The sequence below is a fragment of the Streptomyces sp. NPDC091972 genome, assembly GCF_044756385.1.
GTDB lineage: Bacteria > Actinomycetota > Actinomycetes > Streptomycetales > Streptomycetaceae > Streptomyces.
Genome location: NZ_JBIVSV010000001.1, coordinates 712,877 through 731,003, shown reverse-complemented (window position 1 = coordinate 731,003; position 18,127 = coordinate 712,877). Strand labels below are relative to the sequence as shown.

19 protein-coding genes are annotated in these 18,127 nt (G+C 72.3%); 13 read left to right on the top strand and 6 right to left on the bottom strand.

From position 1 onward, the window contains the following. Nucleotides 1-2,814 (top strand): NHLP bacteriocin export ABC transporter permease/ATPase subunit, encoded by a 2,814-nt coding sequence (locus tag ACIQJT_RS03485; RefSeq protein ID WP_402639476.1) that lies wholly within the window; start codon nt 1-3, stop codon nt 2,812-2,814. A 4-nt stretch (nt 2,815-2,818) separates the two neighbouring features. On the opposite strand, the gene ACIQJT_RS03480 is transcribed toward ACIQJT_RS03485, so the two are convergent. Beyond that, nucleotides 2,819-3,328: an SRPBCC family protein gene (locus tag ACIQJT_RS03480; protein WP_365459169.1), complete on the bottom strand. Its 510-nt coding sequence runs from the start codon at nt 3,326-3,328 to the stop codon at nt 2,819-2,821. 6 nt (nt 3,329-3,334) lie between these two features. Beyond that, nucleotides 3,335-3,679 (bottom strand): metalloregulator ArsR/SmtB family transcription factor, encoded by a 345-nt coding sequence (locus tag ACIQJT_RS03475; RefSeq protein ID WP_365459172.1) that lies wholly within the window; start codon nt 3,677-3,679, stop codon nt 3,335-3,337. A gap of 166 nt (nt 3,680-3,845) precedes the next feature. Here ACIQJT_RS03475 and ACIQJT_RS03470 point away from each other — a divergent pair, with 166 nt between their 5' ends. The 7 genes from ACIQJT_RS03470 to ACIQJT_RS03440 all read left to right on the top strand — a co-directional run bounded on the left by ACIQJT_RS03470 (nt 3,846) and on the right by ACIQJT_RS03440 (nt 9,232). After that, complete coding sequence (locus tag ACIQJT_RS03470; RefSeq protein WP_365459175.1) at nt 3,846-5,348, top strand: MFS transporter; 1,503 nt, start codon at nt 3,846-3,848, stop codon at nt 5,346-5,348. A 197-nt stretch (nt 5,349-5,545) separates the two neighbouring features. Further along, nucleotides 5,546-6,556: a Ppx/GppA family phosphatase gene (locus ACIQJT_RS03465; RefSeq protein WP_365459178.1), complete on the top strand. Its 1,011-nt coding sequence runs from the start codon at nt 5,546-5,548 to the stop codon at nt 6,554-6,556. Between the two features lie 22 nt (nt 6,557-6,578). Further along, nucleotides 6,579-6,749: a hypothetical protein gene (locus ACIQJT_RS03460; RefSeq protein WP_402639473.1), complete on the top strand. Its 171-nt coding sequence runs from the start codon at nt 6,579-6,581 to the stop codon at nt 6,747-6,749. A gap of 57 nt (nt 6,750-6,806) precedes the next feature. After that, nucleotides 6,807-7,820, top strand: a complete 1,014-nt coding sequence (locus ACIQJT_RS03455; protein WP_402639471.1) for an iron-containing redox enzyme family protein — start codon at nt 6,807-6,809, stop codon at nt 7,818-7,820. Next, a complete protein-coding gene (locus ACIQJT_RS03450) occupies nt 7,821-8,507 on the top strand; it encodes a HemK2/MTQ2 family protein methyltransferase (protein WP_365459187.1) in 687 nt (228 codons plus the stop codon). It begins immediately after the preceding gene. Further along, on the top strand, nt 8,488-8,697 hold the full coding sequence (locus tag ACIQJT_RS03445; RefSeq protein WP_402639469.1) for a CDGSH iron-sulfur domain-containing protein: 210 nt from the start codon (nt 8,488-8,490) through the stop codon (nt 8,695-8,697). The genes ACIQJT_RS03450 and ACIQJT_RS03445 overlap by 20 nt, the downstream gene beginning before the upstream one ends. Nucleotides 8,698-8,833: 136 nt before the next feature. Further along, the gene (locus ACIQJT_RS03440) at nt 8,834-9,232 is read left to right on the top strand and encodes an STAS domain-containing protein (protein WP_402639467.1); all 399 of its coding nucleotides are present in this window, start codon (nt 8,834-8,836) and stop codon (nt 9,230-9,232) included. A 134-nt stretch (nt 9,233-9,366) separates the two neighbouring features. Here the strand turns inward: ACIQJT_RS03440 and ACIQJT_RS03435 are convergent, their stop codons facing one another. Next, nucleotides 9,367-9,798: a protease inhibitor gene (locus ACIQJT_RS03435; RefSeq protein ID WP_402639465.1), complete on the bottom strand. Its 432-nt coding sequence runs from the start codon at nt 9,796-9,798 to the stop codon at nt 9,367-9,369. Between the two features lie 322 nt (nt 9,799-10,120). On the opposite strand from ACIQJT_RS03435, the gene ACIQJT_RS03430 reads away from it, so the two are divergent. From ACIQJT_RS03430 to ACIQJT_RS03415, 4 genes are all read left to right on the top strand, one after another. Then, on the top strand, nt 10,121-10,684 hold the full coding sequence (locus ACIQJT_RS03430; protein ID WP_402639463.1) for a hypothetical protein: 564 nt from the start codon (nt 10,121-10,123) through the stop codon (nt 10,682-10,684). Between the two features lie 156 nt (nt 10,685-10,840). Further along, the gene (locus ACIQJT_RS03425; RefSeq protein WP_365459202.1) at nt 10,841-12,409 is read left to right on the top strand and encodes a cytosine permease; all 1,569 of its coding nucleotides are present in this window, start codon (nt 10,841-10,843) and stop codon (nt 12,407-12,409) included. Continuing rightward, nucleotides 12,406-13,107, top strand: a complete 702-nt coding sequence (locus ACIQJT_RS03420) for an alpha/beta hydrolase (protein ID WP_365459205.1) — start codon at nt 12,406-12,408, stop codon at nt 13,105-13,107. The genes ACIQJT_RS03425 and ACIQJT_RS03420 overlap by 4 nt, the downstream gene beginning before the upstream one ends. A gap of 58 nt (nt 13,108-13,165) precedes the next feature. Further along, complete coding sequence (locus ACIQJT_RS03415) at nt 13,166-14,335, top strand: lactate 2-monooxygenase (protein WP_402639460.1); 1,170 nt, start codon at nt 13,166-13,168, stop codon at nt 14,333-14,335. Between the two features lie 122 nt (nt 14,336-14,457). Here ACIQJT_RS03415 and ACIQJT_RS03410 read toward each other — a convergent pair whose 3' ends face one another. From ACIQJT_RS03410 to ACIQJT_RS03400, 3 genes are all read right to left on the bottom strand, one after another. Further along, nucleotides 14,458-16,074, bottom strand: a complete 1,617-nt coding sequence (locus ACIQJT_RS03410; protein WP_402639458.1) for an RICIN domain-containing protein — start codon at nt 16,072-16,074, stop codon at nt 14,458-14,460. A 537-nt stretch (nt 16,075-16,611) separates the two neighbouring features. Next, on the bottom strand, nt 16,612-16,989 hold the full coding sequence (locus ACIQJT_RS03405; protein WP_007386606.1) for a hypothetical protein: 378 nt from the start codon (nt 16,987-16,989) through the stop codon (nt 16,612-16,614). A 3-nt stretch (nt 16,990-16,992) separates the two neighbouring features. After that, nucleotides 16,993-17,238, bottom strand: coding sequence for a hypothetical protein (locus ACIQJT_RS03400; RefSeq protein ID WP_402639456.1), 246 nt, complete (start codon nt 17,236-17,238; stop codon nt 16,993-16,995). A gap of 150 nt (nt 17,239-17,388) precedes the next feature. On the opposite strand from ACIQJT_RS03400, the gene ACIQJT_RS03395 reads away from it, so the two are divergent. Next, on the top strand, nt 17,389-18,111 hold the full coding sequence (locus ACIQJT_RS03395) for a 2OG-Fe(II) oxygenase (RefSeq protein WP_402639454.1): 723 nt from the start codon (nt 17,389-17,391) through the stop codon (nt 18,109-18,111). The last annotated feature ends 16 nt before the right edge of the window (nt 18,112-18,127 follow it).

Sequence of the window (18,127 nt, the reverse complement as noted above, 5' to 3'; positions counted from 1 at the left end):
ATGACTACCGCACACGAAGGAGACGTCGTTCTGGGCGCCCTCGGGCAGATGGGCACGCGTGTCGACTGCGCCGGATTCAGCCGCATCGACCTTGAAGGGCCGCAGGTGCTGTGGCTGGTCGTGTCCGGGGCGGTGGACCTGTTCGCGGTGGACGCCGAACTGCAGGGCCACTGGCACCACCTGGGCCGTCTGGAGCCGGGCGCGCTGCTGCTCGGTCCGGTGCCCGGCCCGCACCACACGTTGGTGGCACGGCCGTTGCGGGACTGCGTCGTCCACCGCATCGGCCTGCGCGAGCTGTACGAGCCGGCGCCCACCCAGACGTGGTCGTACGACGAGTACGGCAACCCCCAGTACGTGCCGCCGACGACGAGCCCGCTGGAGTACGCCCTCGCGCTCGGCGTGGGACGGAGCCTGTCCATCCTCTTCCAGGCACCGATGGCCGACGAGCGGGCCGCCGCCCCGACCGACGACGACGTCTTCTGGATGCAGGTCCCGCCGGGCAGTGTGCAGTACGGCTCGCTCTACGGCGCCGAGGCCGCCGCCGACCTGCTGATGGACCCGGCGGTCTGGCAGTCCATGGTCGACCAGCAGTACCGGCTGCTCACCACGCTGGACCGCTGGATCGAGCAGGTGGAGCGCACCCACGAGACCCGTACGGCCGCCGGTATCAAGGCCGGGGAGGCGGTGCGCGTCCAGGCGGACCGGACCCTGCTCGCGTCGATCGGCAAGTCGAAGCAGCGGGCGACGGCCGCCGACGCCGACGCGAGTTACGCGGCGTGCAGGCTGGTCGCCGACGCGGCCGGGATCCGGCTCGCCGAGAACGCGCACAGCGGCACCGAGAGCGACCGTCTCGACCCGGTCGAGCGGATCGCGCTCGCCTCCCGCGTCCGCATCAGGTCGGTGCGCCTCGACGGCCGCTGGTGGCGGGACAACGTGGGGCCGCTGGTGGGTCACCGGGCCCTGTCGGGAGCGCCGGTCGCGCTGCTGTGGCGGCGCGGCGGCTACGTGGCCGTGCATCCGGCGACCGGACGCGAGACGCCGATCGAGAAGGACAACGCGGAGGAGTTCGAGCCGCGCGCGGTGATGTTCTACCGCCCCCTGCCCGACCGGAAGCTCAGTCCGCTCGGGCTGGTGCGGTTCAGCATGCGCGGCACCGCAAGCGATGTGACGAACCTGCTGCTCAGCGGTCTGGTGACGGTGGCGATCGGGGCGCTGGTCCCCATCGCGACCGGCAAGGTGCTCGGCGAGTTCGTGCCGAGGGCGCAGACCGGCCTGATCGTGCAGGTGTGTCTGGCCGTGATGGTCAGCGGTGTGGTGACGGCGGCCTTCATGCTGCTCCAGAACCTCACCATGCTCCGCCTGGAGGGCCGCATCGAGGCGACCCTCCAACCGGCCGTCTGGGACCGCCTGCTGAGGCTGCCCACGAAGTTCTTCACCGAGCGCTCGACCGGCGAACTGGCCAGCCAGGCCATGGGGATCTCCTCGATCCGCCGGATGATGGCGGGCATCGGTCCGACGGTCGCCCAGTCCGTGACCGTCGGTGCGATGAACCTGGGCCTGCTGTTCTGGTACAGCGTTCCGATGGCGATGGCGGCGATCGGCATGCTCGTCGTCATCGCAGCCGGATTCCTCGGGCTCGGGCTGTGGCAGGTGCGCTGGCAGCGACGGCTCGTGGTGCTCGGCAACAAGCTGAACAACCAGGCCTTCCAGACCCTGCGCGGTCTGCCCAAGCTGCGGGTGGCGGCCGCGGAGAACTACGCGTACGCGGCGTGGGCCTCGGAGTTCGCCCGCAGCCGTGAGCTCCAGCAGAAGGTGGGCCGGATCAAGAACCTCACCTCGGTGATGGGCTCGGTCTACCTCCCGCTGTGCACCCTGCTGATGTTCATGCTGCTCGCGGGCCCGGCGCGGGGCTCGATGTCGGCGGCGGAGTTCCTCACCTTCAACACCTCGGTGACGATGCTCCTGACGTCGGTCACCCAGCTCACCGGCGCGTTCGTCTCCGCGGTGGCCGCGCTGCCCCTGTTCGAGGAGATCAAGCCGGTCCTGGAGGCGCAGCCGGAGGTGCGCACCGCGAGCACCCGGCCGGGGCCGCTCACCGGGGCGCTGGAGGCCCGCAGGCTCTCCTTCCGCTACTCCGACGACGGCCCCCTGGTCCTGGACGACGTGTCCTTCGAGATCCGGCCGGGCGAGTTCGTGGCGATCGTCGGCCCGAGCGGCTGCGGCAAGTCCACCCTGCTCAGGCTGCTGATCGGCTTCGACCGCCCGGTCTCCGGGAGCGTCCTGTACGACGGCCAGGACCTGGCCGCCCTCGACCAGTCGGCGGTGCGCCGGCAGTGCGGTGTCGTCCTCCAGCACGCCCAGCCGTTCACCGGCTCCATCCTGGACGTCATCTGCGGCACCGAGCCCTACACGCCGGAGGAGGCGATGGCGGCGGCCGCGATGGCGGGGCTCGCGGAGGACATCCAGCGGATGCCGATGGGCCTGCACACCATCGTCTCGGGCAGCGGGGCGATCTCCGGCGGCCAGCGCCAACGGCTCATGATCGCCCAGGCGTTGATCCGCCGGCCGCGCATCCTGTTCTTCGACGAGGCGACCAGCGCCCTCGACAACGACACCCAGCGCACGGTCATCGAGTCCACCAAGGCCCTCAACGCCACCCGTGTCGTCATCGCCCACCGGCTGTCCACGGTTTTGGACGCCGACCGCGTGATCGTGATGGAGAACGGCAAGGTCGCCCAGCAGGGCCCGCCCGCGCAGCTCCTCGCGGACACCGGCGGCCGGCTGCACGAGCTGGTGCGACGCCAGATGGCGTGACGGCTCAGTCCGTGCCCGGGACCGGCGCCCCCGCGGGCAGCCCCGCGTCGATGTAGGCCCGGTAGAGCTCCTCCCACCGCGGCCGGTCGCCGTTCTCGCCGCGGGCGCGGGCGTCGAGAGCGGCGAGGCACACCTCCCACCCGGCGCCGTTGCGGGCGGCGGTGTCGGCGGCGCCCAGGACGTTGGTGAGGGTGAAGCGGGTCCGCTTCTCGTCCAGGGCCTCCAGGTCGAAACGCAGTTCGTCGCCGCCCCACTCGAAGGACAGGTGCCGGGGTTCGTCGACGGCGACGACCCGGCCCGTGGAGTCCTCCATGTGCGGGTCGCCGCTGAACTTGACGGTGCCGCCGGGGCGCAGCTCGATCTCTGCGCGGGACGGGAACCAGTGGGCGAGTTCGTCGGCGTCGGTCACGAACTGCCAGACGCGGGCGACCGGGTGGTCGTAGGTGCGGCTGAAGCGGACGGCGGGGCGCCCGTCGTCCAGGGTCAGATAGGTGCCGGTGAGGTCTGCGGCCATGGTGGATCAGTCCTTCGGGACGGGTTCCTCGGGGGTGTCCGGCGCCGTCTCGTCCAGGCGGTCGCCGAGGGCGTCGAGGCTCGTGTTCCAGAGTTTTCGGTAGGGGGCCAGCCAGGCGTCCAGCTCGGCGATCGGTCCCGGGTCCAGGGCGTAGACACGCCGTTGCGCGTCCTGCCGCACCCGGACCAGGCCCGCTTCCCTGAGCACTTTCAGGTGCTTCGACGTGCTCGGCTGGCTCAGTCCGCACGCCTCCACGATCTCCCCGACGGGCCGGGCCCGCTCGAGGAGGAGCGCGACGATGGTCCGCCGGTGGGGATCGGCGAGGGCGGTCCAGAACGAGGCGTCGGACATGGTTCCAATATGCCTCAGCAGTTATATGCCGGTCAAGGAATGCACACATCCGGAGCCCCTAGCGAAACGTTGCCGTTTCGCTCCGCATGCTCTACTCTCGTCGAGTACGAAACCGTTTCGTTCCTGAGGCGGTAGGGCTCAGCCGACTTTCCCCGGAGTTGTCCCCATGTCCCACAAGACCCTGACCGAGAACGGGCAGGAGGGTGCCGTCGAGGCACCGGCCGACGCCTCGGCCAAGCGGTGGTGGATCCTCGCCGTCATCGCGCTCGCCCAGCTCATGGTGGTGCTCGACGCCACCATCGTGAACATCGCCCTCCCCTCGGCCCAGGCCGACCTCGGCTTCTCCGACGGCAACCGGCAGTGGATCGTCACGGCCTACGCGCTGGCGTTCGCCTCCCTCCTCCTGCTCGGCGGCCGGATCGCCGACCTCTTCGGCCGCAAGACGGCCTTCCTCGTCGGTGTCGTCGGCTTCGCGGCCGTCTCCGCGCTCGGCGGTGCCGCCACCAACTTCGAGATGCTGGTCACCGCCCGTGCCCTCCAGGGCGCCTTCGGCGCGCTCCTCGCGCCGGCCGCGCTCTCCCTGCTGAACACGACGTTCACCGACGCCCGCGAGCGGGCCAGGGCGTTCAGCGTGTACGGCGCGATAGCCGGCGCCGGTGGCGCGGTCGGCCTGCTGCTCGGCGGCGTCCTGACCGACGCGCTCGACTGGCGCTGGACCCTGTACGTCAACGTCGTCATCGCCGTCGCCGCCTTCGCGGGCGGCTGGCTGCTGCTGCACAACCACCGCGACGCCGCCAACTCCAAGCTCGACGTCCCCGGCACCCTGCTGGTCGCCGCCGGCCTCTTCTCCCTGGTCTACGGCTTCTCCAACGCCGAGACGCACGACTGGGGCTCCCCCGAGACCTGGGGCTTCCTGCTCGTGGGCGGACTGCTGCTGACCGCCTTCGCCTGGTGGCAGACCCGTGCCGCGCACCCGCTGCTGCCGCTGCGCATCCTGCTGGACCGCAACCGGGCGGCCTCCTTCCTCGCCGTGCTGATCTCCGGCGGCGGCATGTTCGGGGTTTTCCTCTTCCTCACCTACTACCTCCAGCTCAACCTCGGCTTCAGCCCGACGAGGACCGGTGCGGCCTTCCTCCCGATGGTCGCCGCGCTGATGGTCGCGGCCCAGGTCAGCACCACGACGCTGGTCCCGCGCATCGGACCGAAGACGGTCATCCCGGTGGGCTTCGCGGTCGCCGCCGCCGGCATGGCCTGGCTGACCGGGATCGGCGTCGGCTCCAGCTACCTGTCCGCCGTCCTGCCGCAGTTGATCGTGACCGGCTTCGGCCTCGGACTGGTCATGCCGCCCGCCATGCAGCTCGCCACCGGCGGGGTCGCGGCCGAGGACGCGGGAGTCGCCTCCGCCACCGTCAACGCCATGCAGCAGGTGGGCGGTTCCATCGGTACGGCGCTGCTGAACACGCTGGCCGCGAGCGCCGCCACCGACTACCTGGCCGGCAAGGACGCGACGAACCGGCTGGTCCAGGCGCAGGCGACGATCGAGAGCTACACCACCGCCTTCTGGTGGTCGGCGGGCCTCTTCGCCGTCGGCGCGCTGATCGCCTTCGCGCTCTTCCGGCGCGGGGTGCCGGAGCAGGACGCGGACGCTGCACCGGTCGTCCACATGTAGCCGCCGCGAGAGCCGCCGGGCCCTGGGGCCGCCGTCAGCAGGAAGACGGCGGCCCTTCTCGCCGTCCTCGGGCCGCCCCCCTGACGGCTTGTCACGCACGGGAGTGTTGTCCGCGCGTGTCCGGGCGGTGGCTGAGAGCGACGCCCTGCCGGAACGGCCGACGTTGGAAGGGGACCTGTGTGGGTACCCACATGGCCATGCGAATAAGCGTGGTTGATGTGGGGTCGAACACGGTCCGTCTGGTGGTGGCGGACGCGGAGGGCGGGGTGCCGTTGCCGGTGCACACCGCGAAGTGGCGGCTGAGACTCGCGGAGCACGTGCGACCGGGCGACCCGATCCCCGAGGAGGCCGTGGAACGGCTGGTGGAAGCGGTGGAAGGGGCGAGCCGGACCGCCGCCCGGTGGGGCGCGGCCGGACCGCTGGCCTTCGCGACCGCGGTCGTGCGCTCCGCCCCGAACCGCCAGGAGGTACTGCGCACCGTCCGCACCCGGACCGGCATCGGGCTGTACACCCTGCCGGGCGAGGTGGAGGCGGAGCTCACCTTTCTCGGGGCGCGACGCTGGATGGGCTGGCGGGCGGGACCGCTCGCGCTGTTCGACATCGGCGGCGGTTCGCTCGAAGTGGCCTTCGGCAGGGGCCGGTTGCCGGACTACGTGGCCTCGCTGCCGCTGGGCGCGGGCCGGCTGACCCATGAGTTCTTCGAGGGCCAGGACCCGCCGTCCCCGGAGGCGGTGCGGGCCCTTCGCCGCAAGGTGCGCCACCAGCTGCGGGACGTGGCGTCGCGGATCCGCTGGGAGGGCCCGCGCACCGCGGTCGCCACCTCACGCACCTTCGAGCAGTTGGGACGGCTGTGCGGCACCCCGCCCGGGCGGCGCGGACCGTTCGTGGAACGCCGGATGCACCGGGCCGACCTGCGGGAGGCCATCGGGTGCCTGGCCGCCCTCCCGGCCGCACGGCGGGCCGAACTGCCCGGCATCTCCGCTCCGCGCGCCGCGCAGAGCTTGGCCGGGGCCGTGGTGGGGCACACGGCCATGAAACTGACCGGGGTCAGGACCGTCACCATCTGCCCCTGGGCGATCCGCGAAGGAGTCCTGCTGCGGCACATCGAGGACGGTGCCTCCTGGTGGGCCGAGATCGCCCGCCGCAACGAGGAGGACACCGTGCCCGCCGAGCCGGTGCCCCTGCGCATCGCGGCCGCCACCACCTGACCGAGCGAACGAGGAGACAACCGTGCCGGAGAAGAAGCAGAAGCCCGACACCGCCCTGGAGGGGGCCCTGCACGAGTTCGAGGACGCCGAGAAGCGCGTCCGGGACAACGACGAGGAGCGCGCGCACCGGGGTGAGGCCGGGGACGCGACCACCCCCAACCAGCGCGCCCAGGAGGAATCCGCAGGCGAGTGACCCGCACCGGCCCGGGCGGGCGGGGGTGATCCGCCGCCGCCCGGGTACCCGGGGCCCATGCCTCAGGACCCTCGAGAACCACAGCTACCCCCGGCCCGGGGCCCGCTCTCCGCCGCAGTCCAGGAGTACCTGCTCGGCGCCGGACCGCTGCCGCGCCAGGAGACCGTCGACGCGGCCGACGCGTACGGCGACGACCTCCAGCTGGCCCTCTACCTCTGTTACGAACTGCACTACCGCGGCTTCGCGGGCGTCTCCGGCGACCACGAGTGGGACCCGGACCTGCTGCGCACCAGGGCGGCGCTGGAACAGCGCTTCCTGTCCGCCCTGCGCCGGGACACCCCGGTCCACGACAGCGTCGAGGACGCAGTCGCCGACCTCCTCGTGGAGCCGGTCGACGGCACCGGGGTCAGCCACTTCCTGAGCAAGGAGGGCGAACTGTGGCACGTGCGCGAGTACGCGGCCCAGCGCTCGCTCTACCACCTGAAGGAGGCCGACCCGCACGCGTGGGTGCTGCCGCGGCTGTGGGGCCGGGCCAAGGCCGGCATGGCGGCGGTGGAGTTCGACGAGTTCGGCGGCGGTCGACCCGACCGCGTGCACGCCCTGCTCTTCGCGAACCTCATGACGGACCTGCGCCTGGACACGACGTACGGTCACTACCTGGACGCGGCCTGCGCGGAGATGCTCGCCACCGTGAACCTCATGTCCCTGCTGGGCCTGCACCGCAGCCTGCGCGGAGCTCTCGTGGGCCATTTCGCGGCGGTCGAGATCACCTCCTCCCCCGGCTCCCGGCGGCTCGCCGAGGCGATGCGCCGCACCGGCGCGGGACCGGCCGCCGAGCACTTCTACGACGAGCACGTCGAGGCCGACGCCGTCCACGAGCAGGTCGTGCGCCACGAGGTCATCGGCGGCCTGCTGGCCGAGGAACCGCACCTCGCCGCCGACGTGGCCTTCGGCATCGACGTCACCGGACACGTCGAGGACCGGCTCGCGGACCGCCTGCTGCGGGACTGGGCGGACGGACGTTCGTCCCTGCGCACGCCCCTGGCTTCCGAAATTCACCATACTTCCTGAATGTCGGGGTACTTGGGCGACGTGAGATCACTGAATCCCCCACTGGTCCTTCCGGGCGTGTACAAGCCGCAGGAGGACACCGAACTGCTGGCCGGAGCCCTGTCCGAAGAACCGCTGCCGCCCGGCGCGGAGGTCCTCGACGTGGGCACCGGGACCGGTGCCCTCGCCCTTCAGGCGGCGCGCCGGGGCAGCCGGGTGACCGCGGTCGACGTGTCGTGGCGGGCGGTGTGCACGGTCCGGGCGAACGCCTGGCTGACCGGCGCGTCGGTCCGGGTCAGGCGCGGCAACCTCTTCCATCCCGTGCGGGACGAGTCGTTCGACCTCATCCTGACCAATCCGCCGTACGTGCCGGCGCCGACGGGCGGCCGGCCGCCCCGCGGAAGGGCCCGGGCCTGGGACGCGGGCCACGACGGCCGGTACGTGCTGGACCAGGTCTGCCGGGAGGCGCCCGGCCTGCTGCGCCCCGGCGGGGTTCTGCTGATCGTGCACTCCGAACTGAGCGACTCCGGACGGACGGTGGGTCATCTGCGTGCGGCCGGCCTCAAGGCCGCCGTGACCCGTCGTCACCGCATCGCGTTCGGACCGGTGCTGCGTACGCGTGAGGACTGGCTGCGGCAGCGCGGTCTGCTGTCCGCGGCCGACGAGAAGGAAGAGCTGGTGGTCGTCCGTGCCGAACTCCCCCTCTGACCCCGACCAGCCGTGCCGCATCCGGGTCCAGCGCCGTGGCCCCCTGCTCGTGGAGGGCCCCGTGGAAGTGGAACTGGAGGACGGCTCCACGGCCGCCTCCGACCGCTTCCGGGTGGCCCTGTGCACCTGTCGGCGCAGTCGTCGCTACCCGTGGTGCGACACCAGCCACCGGGAACGGACCCGTTCATAGGCGGAAAGTCAACGCAATCAGTACAAATTTACCGAGTCGAGTGAACCGGATGGTGCGGGCCCCCGTGCGTGGATGGCCCGGACCGCCGCGGGGTAACTACCGGGACCGAATGCTCCCTCGCCCTGGTGGAGCGGCCATGACACCGGAGTCCGACGACCGCGTTCCCGTAACGCCCGCGGCGAACCCGTATGCCCGCACCCGCAGGAGCGACGGCTTCACGGTGGTGGAGGCCGTCGGCGAGATCGACCTCGCGACGGCGGGCTTCCTCGCGGAGCACCTGGACGCGGCGACCGCGTCCGGCCGGCCGGACGTCCTGGTCGACCTGCGGCGCGTCGAGTTCTTCGACTGCTCGGGCCTGCGGGTGCTCTGCCGCGCCGAGTCCCGGGCCCGACGACGCGACGGACGGCTGCGCGTGGTCGCCGACGGACCGCGTCTGCACCGGCTCCTGCGCGCGTCCGGTCTGTGGGGCCGCTTCACCCCGCTCCTCGAACTCCCGGGCACATCCGCGTTTCCGGAGTCCCCGGACAGGCGGTGACCCGAGGGCCCGGCGGACGGCCCCACTCCGTCCGCCGGACCTCGGTGCGGGATCGCACGGTTCCGTGAGAGGGGCGGCACTCCCCAACTGCGGGCCCCCCGGGCAGGTCACGGACACCACGCGACCCCGGTCCATCAGAACGCGAAGACGGTCCCGTAGGAGTTCTTCACGCACTCGTTGGAGAAGGTCCGTTCGTAGGAGACGCGCTTGCCCCGCCAGACACCGTCGACGGTGACCACCACGGGTGCGTACTCCCTGGTGCACACGGCGTCGGAACCGGCCCCGAGCGCGTCGAAGTCCCCTCCGGCGGAGCGCAGTTCGGCGCAGGCCGGGCTCGCCGCCGGGTGGGTGCCCGAGGGGGTCGGGGCACAGGTGAGGGTCACGGCACGTTCCGGGGTGGCGGTGGCGGCGCTCTCGCCGTGGCCGAGGGTGAGCACGAGGGCCGACGGAGCGTAGAGACCCGACGGGACGGCGGCGGGTTCGGCGAGGGCGGCCCCGCTCAGGGGGCCGCAGACGGCGGTGGCCGTGAGGCCGAGGGTCGCTGCCCAGCGCGCGGTGTTCCGCATTGTGTGCATCCTTCCGCTGGATTCGAGGGTGTGCCGTCCGACTCGGTCGGTGCCGGAGCGGCGAGCGCGAGTCTGCCGAGTCCTGGCCACAACTTCACATCGACCCCACAGCTTTCAGTAACCTTGCGTGTTGAATCAGTGGCGTGAAGTCACATCATCCGAACAGTCGAGCCCCGCAACAGGGCGGTTCTTGATCGCCCGATCCGGCCGGATGGCCGGATTACCCCGCCTCGGCAATAGGCCTGAAACATTCCGCTTCAGCCCTCGGCGCACACCGTCGCAACCCCTTGCGTTCATGGAACGGCGGAGTAATCGTCATTACATGATTACCGACGAACAACGAGAGACAGTGCGCGGCTGGTTCACCGGCCGGCTGCCCGACGGCCTCTTCGAGTCCCTGGTCGAGCTGGTCGTCGACCGCGAGGAGATCACGGTCATCGGACGCATCCCCGGCCCCCGCACCCCAGAGGACGTCTCGGCCGCCGAGCGGGAGGCGGCCGTGCAGGGCCGCATCCAGGAGTTCCGGGAGCGCACCCGCGAGGACCGTGTCGCCGTCGCCCGCGAGGCCGAGCACAGGTTCCGCCGCAAGGTGTCCTGGGGTGTGGAGTGCGCCGGCGAGCGCGCGCTGTTCACCCACGTGGCCGCGCCCGTGATGACCCGGCTGCGCCAGCCCGAGCGGCAGGTCCTCGACACCCTGATCGCCGGCGGGGTCGCCCGCAGCCGCAGTGACGCGCTCGCCTGGTGCGTCCGGCTGGTCCAGCGGCACACCGACGACTGGCTCACCGAGCTGCGGGAGTCCCTGGAGCACGTCCAGCGGGTGCGGGAGCGGGGGCCGGACACCGGGGAGGTGGCCGATTCCTCCACCGGGGACCCGGAAGATGGATGAAACGTCCACTGGTCGGGACACTTGAGCGGGCCGTAGCGTCGGCACACCCCCGCAGGACGGCATCCGCGTGCGCCGCACACCCCGTGGCGGACACGGGCCGTCCTCCCCCGACGCGTCACCCCGCGCTCCACCGCCGTTCTTCCCGCTGGAGCCCCCTTGTCCCCGCAGTCCGACTCCGCCGAGCAGTCCCTCACCGAGGTCGAGACCCACGGCGTGGAGCGCATCCCCGACGCCGACCGCACCGCGAGCCCGCTCGACCTGTTCCGCCTGGCCTTCGGCGGCGCCAACACCTTCTCCACGTGCGTTCTCGGCGCCTTCCCGATCCTCTTCGGGCTCTCCTTCTGGCAGGGCCTGGCCGCCACCGTGCTCGGCGTGCTCGCCGGTGCGCTGATCCTGTCCCCGATGGCGGTGTTCGGCCCGGTCAACGGCACCAACAACGCCGTCTCCTCCTCCGCCCACCTCGGTGTGCACGGCCGGGTGGTCGGCTCGTTCCTCTCCCTGCTGACGGCGATCGCGTTCTTCTCCATCTCGGTGTGGAGCTCCGGCGACGCCCTGGTCGGCGGCGCGCACCGGCTGTTCGGCCTGAGCCGCGGCGATCTGACGTACGCCGTCGCCTACGCGCTGTTCGCGGGTCTGGTCCTCGCGGTGTGCGTGTACGGCTTCCGCTTCATGCTGTTCGTCAACAAGGTCGCGGTGGCCTCGGCGACCGTGCTCTTCCTGCTCGGCGCGATCGCCTTCGCGGGCGACTTCGACGCGTCGTACGCGGGCGTCTTCACGGACACGGCCGACGCGGCGACCAAGGACCTGTTCTGGCCGTCGTTCATCGGCGCGGCCCTGATCGTGCTGTCGAACCCGGTGTCGTTCGGCGCGTTCCTCGGCGACTGGTCGCGCTACATCCCGGCGAGCACGCCGCGCCGCCGGGTGATGGGCGCCGCGTTCCTCTCCCAGGTCGCCACCCTGGTGCCGTTCGTCTTCGGCCTGGCCACCGCGAGCATCATCGCGGCGAAGGCACCCGACTACGTCGATCCCGCCGCCCCGGACTTCGTCGGCGGGCTGCTCGCGATCTCCCCCGGCTGGTACTTCCTGCCGGTCTGCCTGCTGGCCCTCATCGGCGGCATGTCGACGGGCACGACGGCCCTGTACGGCACCGGCCTCGACTTCTCCTCGGTGTTCCCGCGTCTGTCACGGGTGCGGGCGACGCTGCTGGTGGGCGTGTTGTCGACCGTGTTCATCTTCGTCGGACGGTTCGGGCTCGACCTCGTGCAGTCCATCTCCACCTTCGCCACGATGATCATCACCTGCACCACACCGTGGATGGTGGTGATGATGCTGGGCTTCTGGACCCGGCGCGGCTGGTACGACCCGGACGCCCTCCAGGTCTTCAACCGCCGTCAGCGCGGCGGCCGTTACTGGTTCGCACACGGCTGGAACTGGCGGGGCATGACCGCGTGGTGGGTGTCCGCGGTGCTCGGCGTGCTGTTCACCAACATCCCGGGGCAGTTCGTCGGCCCGCTGGGCGATCTGGCGAACGGCGTCGACATCAGCCTGCCGCTGTCGCTGGTGGTGGCCGCGGTGCTGTTCCTGACGCTGCTGCGGGCCTTCCCCGAACCGCGGGCCGTGTACGGGCCCGAGGGGGCGCGGCTGGCCCGCACCGTCGAGGTGCCGGTGCCGCCGGTCACCGGGCCGGGGGCGTCGCCCGCGCCGTCGGCTACGTTGCGGGCATGACTGATTTCGTACTCGTGGCGGGAGCGCGGCTCGGGGCGTCGGCGTGGGACGAGGTGGCGGCCGGGCTGCGCGCCGCCGGGCACCGGCCCCGTCCGCTGACGCTGTCGGGTCTCGCGGAGAAGCGGCACGTCCCGGCGGGGCAGCAGACCCATGTGCGGGACGTCGTCGACGAGGTCGAGCGCCTGGACCTGCGCGAAGTGGTGCTCGTCGGGCACAGCTACGCGGGCGTGCCCGTGGGGCAGGCGGCCGAGCGGATCGGCGACCGGCTCGCGCGGGTGGTGTTCGTGGACTCGGAGGTGCCCGTGGACGGGGAGTCGTTCCTGTCGGGCTGGCCGAGCGACCACATCCGCGAGGCCATGGCGGCACACGACGGTTTCTGGCCGCCGGCACCCGCGGAACACTTCGCCGGCCAGGGGCTCACGGACGAGCAGATCGCCCGGATCGTCGACCGCTCGTGCCCGCACCCCGGGGCGACGCTCACCGAACCCGCCGTCCTCACCCGTCCCTTGGGCGAGCTCCCGGCGACGTACGTCAAGTGCGTCCTCGACGACGAGGAACCGCCGCCCGTCGTGGCCGAGTTGGTGAAGAGCGGACACTGGGAGCTGGTCGAGATGGACACCGGGCACTGGCCGATGTTCTCCGAGCCGGCCGAACTGGCCGCGATCCTCGCCGGCCTGGGCACGGCCACCCCTTCCTGACCGGCGCCCGCCCCCCGATATCGTCGGCGGACCCGACGAGGAGAGGCGGTTCGGACCGATGGCCAGGCACTGGGCGGACTTCCAGTACGAGATCTACCTGAACGGGATGTCGGGTGCGGTGCCCCGGCTGCCCACCGACCTGACCCGGCTGGAGGAGCTCACCGAGCAGCGCCTCGGCCCGGGTCCGGTGGGCTACGTGGCGGGCAGCGCGGGCGACGGCAGTACGGCGCGGGCGAACCGGGCCGCGCTGGAGCGGCGCCGGATCGTCCCGCGCATGCTGCGGGACGTCCACGAACGCGACCTGTCCGTCGAGGTGCTGGGCCGTCCGCTGCCCGCACCGCTGGCGCTCGCACCGGTCGGCGTCCTGTCGATCATGCACCCGGACGCGGAGTCGGCGGCGGCCCGGGCGGCGGCGGCACAGGGCGTGCCCTACATCCTGTCGTCCGCCTCCAGCACACCGATGGAGCAGGTCGCCGAGGCGATGGGGGACGCCGAGCGCTGGTTCCAGCTCTACTGGCCCAAGGACCCGCAGGTGGCCCTGAGTTTCCTGGACCGGGCGAGGGCGGCCGGTTTCACGGCCCTGGTCGTCACCCTGGACACCCCGCTGCTGTCCTGGCGGCCCCGCGACCTCGACCAGGCCTACCTGCCGTTCCTGCACGGCGTCGGCACCGCCAACTACTTCTCCGACCCGGCCTTCCAGGCGGGCCTGGCCAAGCCGGTGCACGAGGACCCGAACGCCGCCGTGCTGCACTTCGTCGGCATGTTCGCGGACCCCGGCAAGACCTGGCCCGACCTCGCGGTGCTCCGGGAGAACTGGGACGGGCCGATCGTCCTCAAGGGCGTTCTGCACCCGGACGACGCCCGCCGGGCGGCCGACGCCGGGATGGACGGGGTCGTCGTGTCCAACCACGGCGGCCGGCAGGTCGCCGGGTCGGTCGCGGCGGCCGACGCGCTGCCGCGGGTGGTGGAGGCGGTCGGCGACCGGCTGACCGTGCTCTTCGACAGCGGTGTCCGCACCGGCGACGACGTCTTCAAGGCCCTCGCCCTCGGCGCCCGCGCGGTGCTCCTCGGACGCCCGTACGTCTACGGCCTCGGACTCGACGGACAGGCGGGCGTCGAGCATGTGATCCGCTGTCTGCTCGCGGAGCTGGACCTCACGCTCGCCCTCTCCGGCCACGCGGGCCCGGCCACGGTCGGCCCCGACGACCTCGTGGAGGACCCGGCCTGAGAGGAGGCCCCCACCGAGGCGGATGATCCCGCCTGCGGGGAGGCCCCCACAGAGGGGGAGGCATCCACCGGGGAACGCCTCCCCGCCGGCCACGGGCCCGCGAACCCGCGAGGGGACCGTCGCTAGACCCGGTCCCTGAGGTCCGCGGGCCGGGCCCGCGGCGCCTCGCTCCCGGTCACCGACAGCGAACCGGGACTCGCCCCGGTGGCCGTGTCGGCCAGCCACCGCTGCTGGTCGGAGCGGTCGCGCACCTTGACGACGACATCGGCGCCGGGGTTCCCGGCAGTGGGCGCGAGAGCGAGCTGCTCGTCCCAGCGGGGCAGCAACTCGCCCTGCACGGTGAGGTCGTAGCGCACGTCGTCGGCCCGCTTCGACTTCTCGTCGGCGCACGTGCCGAGGATGACCACGCCCGCGTCCTTGTGCGAGTCCAGGCACAGCTCGGGGTCCGCCTCGCTGCGCAGCAGGCCGTCCGCTCCGTACGACCATCTTTGGGTCAACCCGCCGGAGCAGGCGGCGAGTTCGGTGCTCGCGCCCGCCTTCACGACGCCCCGGATGTCGAGGCAGAGGTCGGCGGCGGCGTTGCGCAGCCGGGTCACCGCGGGGGCGGTGGGCAGTTGGGCGGTGCCCGGCGTACGGGTCCCGGCACCCGGAGTCGTGCCCCTCCCGGTGGCGCTGTTGGAGGCGGCGGGGTCGGCGCCGCCGTCGTGCGACCACAGGCCTGCGGCGAGCATGGCCGCGAGGAGGCCGGCGGAGGTCAGGCCCACGCCGGTGAGCAGGGTCCGTGAGGACCGCGGCCCCCCGCCCTCGCCGGGGGCGCGGCGGCCGGGAGCGGGGATGCGCGCGAGGATGCCGCGGCGTCCCGCGCCGTGCCGGCCGGCGCCCCGGCCACGGGCCGCCGGCGGGGGCGTACGCCCGGCGCGCAGTTCGAGATAGCGGCGGGCACCCCAGCCCAGCACCGCCTCGGCGATGAGTACCCCCAGCCCTCCTTCGAAATGGCTCAGTTGTTCCGCGGCGGAGCGGCAGTAGCGGCACTCGGCGAGATGCTGCTGGACATCCGGCAGCAGGGCTCCGCCGCGGCGAATGGGAACGTCGAGGAGACGGTTGTAGAAGCGGCAGTCCTTCGTCGGCGCGAGTTCCCGATGGGCGTGTACACACCCTTCACGGAATTTCTCCCGCGCCTGTTCGAGCGCGGCCGACGCGGTGTCGGTGTCCATGCCGAGGAGTGCGGCGGGCACCGTTGTCGACTCCCGTTCCACCTCGGTGTGCCACAGCAGACAGCGGGCGAGTCCGGGAAGGGACTGGAATGACCGCTCGGCGAGCTTGCGGTTTTCGGGTGTCATGGACTTGGCGGCCCGCATTCCGCGGCCGCCGTTCGGTTTCATCAGGTCCGGCAGCACACCGGTGGTCCGGTCCTCGGCCGTCCACTGCCTGACCGTGTCCCGCACGGCCACGAGGGTTCTGGGACGCAGCGCGAGAGCGGGTTCGCCGAGCGCGAGCCGGTCCAGGACCTGGTGAAAGGCGGCCGCGGCCACCATGGAGGCGGTCGCGGACGAGGAGGCGAGGCAGATGACGGCGTAGTCCTGGGCCGGCTTCCAGTGGCGGGCCATGAGCAGGGCGACGGCCCGGGCGGCCTCACCGTCGGGACGGCCCCTGAGGCGAGCGGCGAGATCCTCGTCGGATTCTCCGGAGGCGCCGCCGGGCGGCGGGTAAGGAGGGAGCGGGGGGTGGGGGGTGGGCACTGAGCGGGTTTCCTTCCCACAGACATGGGACGCACTGAAGTTCCCCTGCCGAAAAGGCGTGCCGAAGGGCATCCCTTTCGGGCGCGAGGGTGGGAAGCACGAATGCGCCGGCGCCCCCTCGCCCCGGTTCCCCACGGGGCGAATGCGACCCGGCCTTGCCCCCCACACAGGTGGTTCACCCTTGCACAGGTCACTCACGGCCAACAAGGCACCCGGGCAACATCCGCAGCACTTTGAAAGATGGTCAGACGAAGTCGCAACTGCGTGCCCTCGCACCGGCTTTCGACATTTCATGCGCCCCGTGTGAAACCCGCGCACGCGCCGGAGCGCCGCGCACGCTCCCCCGGCGAGTTGACCGGTAGTCCACTGGAGACGGCCCTTCTCGAAGGCCCCGCGCGGGACGGCGGCTCTCCCGCGCGAAACCCCGGCCGCCGACCCCGTTCCTCCCGCCCTCGGTCGGCGGCCCCGGGGGCGAGGTGGTCGGCGTCCGGCCGGGCGCCCGGGTCGGGCTCCGGACCGGCGGCGCGACCGGCGTCCTCAGATCTGCCAGGAGCGCAGCCGGTCGGCCGCGCCGTACACGTCGGTCTTGCCGGAGATCAGGTCGCGGGCCAGGTCGACGAGGGCCCCGTAGGGCGGGTCGATGCCGACGCCGCTGACGAACATGTAGGCCACGGCGGTGGCACAGGCGAAGCGGGCGTTGGCCGACGGTAAGGGCTTGAGCAGCGCCAGGGTGTGCAGGAGGGCCGCCGCGCGCCAGGCCGGGTCGGAGTCCACGCCGAGGCGGGGCGGGTCGACGCGGTGCCGGGCGACGGCTGCGACGAGGGCCGAGAAGTCGTTGATCGTGGGCTGGTCGGGCAGGACCTCTTCGTGCCGCTGGAGCAGCCAGGGCACGTCGATGTGAACCACGGATGCCATCGCTCAGGCGACCCGCCCCGCGCCCTTGGAGGCCGGTTCGTCCTCGGGGAAGGCGGCGGCGAACTCTTCGGCGTGGGTGGAGAAGAAGCGCCGGAACGCCTCCGCGCCCTCCTGGAGCGCCCGGTGCCGGGCGATGTCGGCCGCGGCGGCCTCCCGGACGAGGGCCTTCATCGACGTACCGCGCTCCTTGGCGATCTGCCGCAGGTCCTCTAGCTCGCGATCGCTGAACTCCACGTTGAGAGCTGGCATGCCTTCACGGTACCGCGCGGGTACTCGGCCGTAAATAGTCGCAGGTCAGACCGGTCAGCAAGCGGTACCGAAGGGGGCCGAGCACGACGTCCGATTCCCGCCGGACGCGCGGGGGTCCGGGTCCGAGACTCGAGGTGAGGAGGAAACGTCATGACAGTCACCCCCGACCTGGCCGCCGCCCGGGCCGCCGAGACCGACTGGGCCGCGCTCGCCGCCGAGTTGGACGTGCACGGCTGCGCGCCGACGGCACCGCTGCTGACACCGGCCGAGTGCCGGGAGCTGACGGCGCTGTACGGGAAACCGGAGCTGTTCCGCACCACCGTCGACATGGCACGCCACCGTTTCGGTTCGGGCGAGTACCGCTACTTCACCCACGACCTGCCCGCCCCGGTCGCCGCGCTGCGCGCCGCGCTCTACCCCCGCCTGCTGCCCGTGGCCCGTGACTGGGCCGCCCGGCTCGGCCGTCCCGCCCCCTGGCCGGACTCCCTCGACGAGTGGCTGGAGCGCTGCCACGCCGCCGGGCAGGACCGCTCGGCCCAGATCCTGCTGCGCTACACGGCGGGCGACTGGAACGCCCTGCACCGCGACGTCTTCGGCGACCTGGTCTTCCCCCTCCAGGTGGTGGTGGGTCTGGACGAGTACGGCAACGACTACACCGGCGGCGAGTTCCTGATGGTCGAGCAGCGTCCCCGCGCCCAGTCCCGGGGCACGGCGACCGTCCTCCCCCGGGGTCACGGCGTGGTCTTCACGACCCGCGAACGGCCGGTGCGCACGAAGCGCGGATGGTCCGCCGGGGCGATGCGGCACGGGGTGAGCACAGTGCGCTCCGGGCGGCGGCACGCGCTGGGGATCGTGTTCCACGACGCCTCCTAGGTGAGGCGTGGGTCAC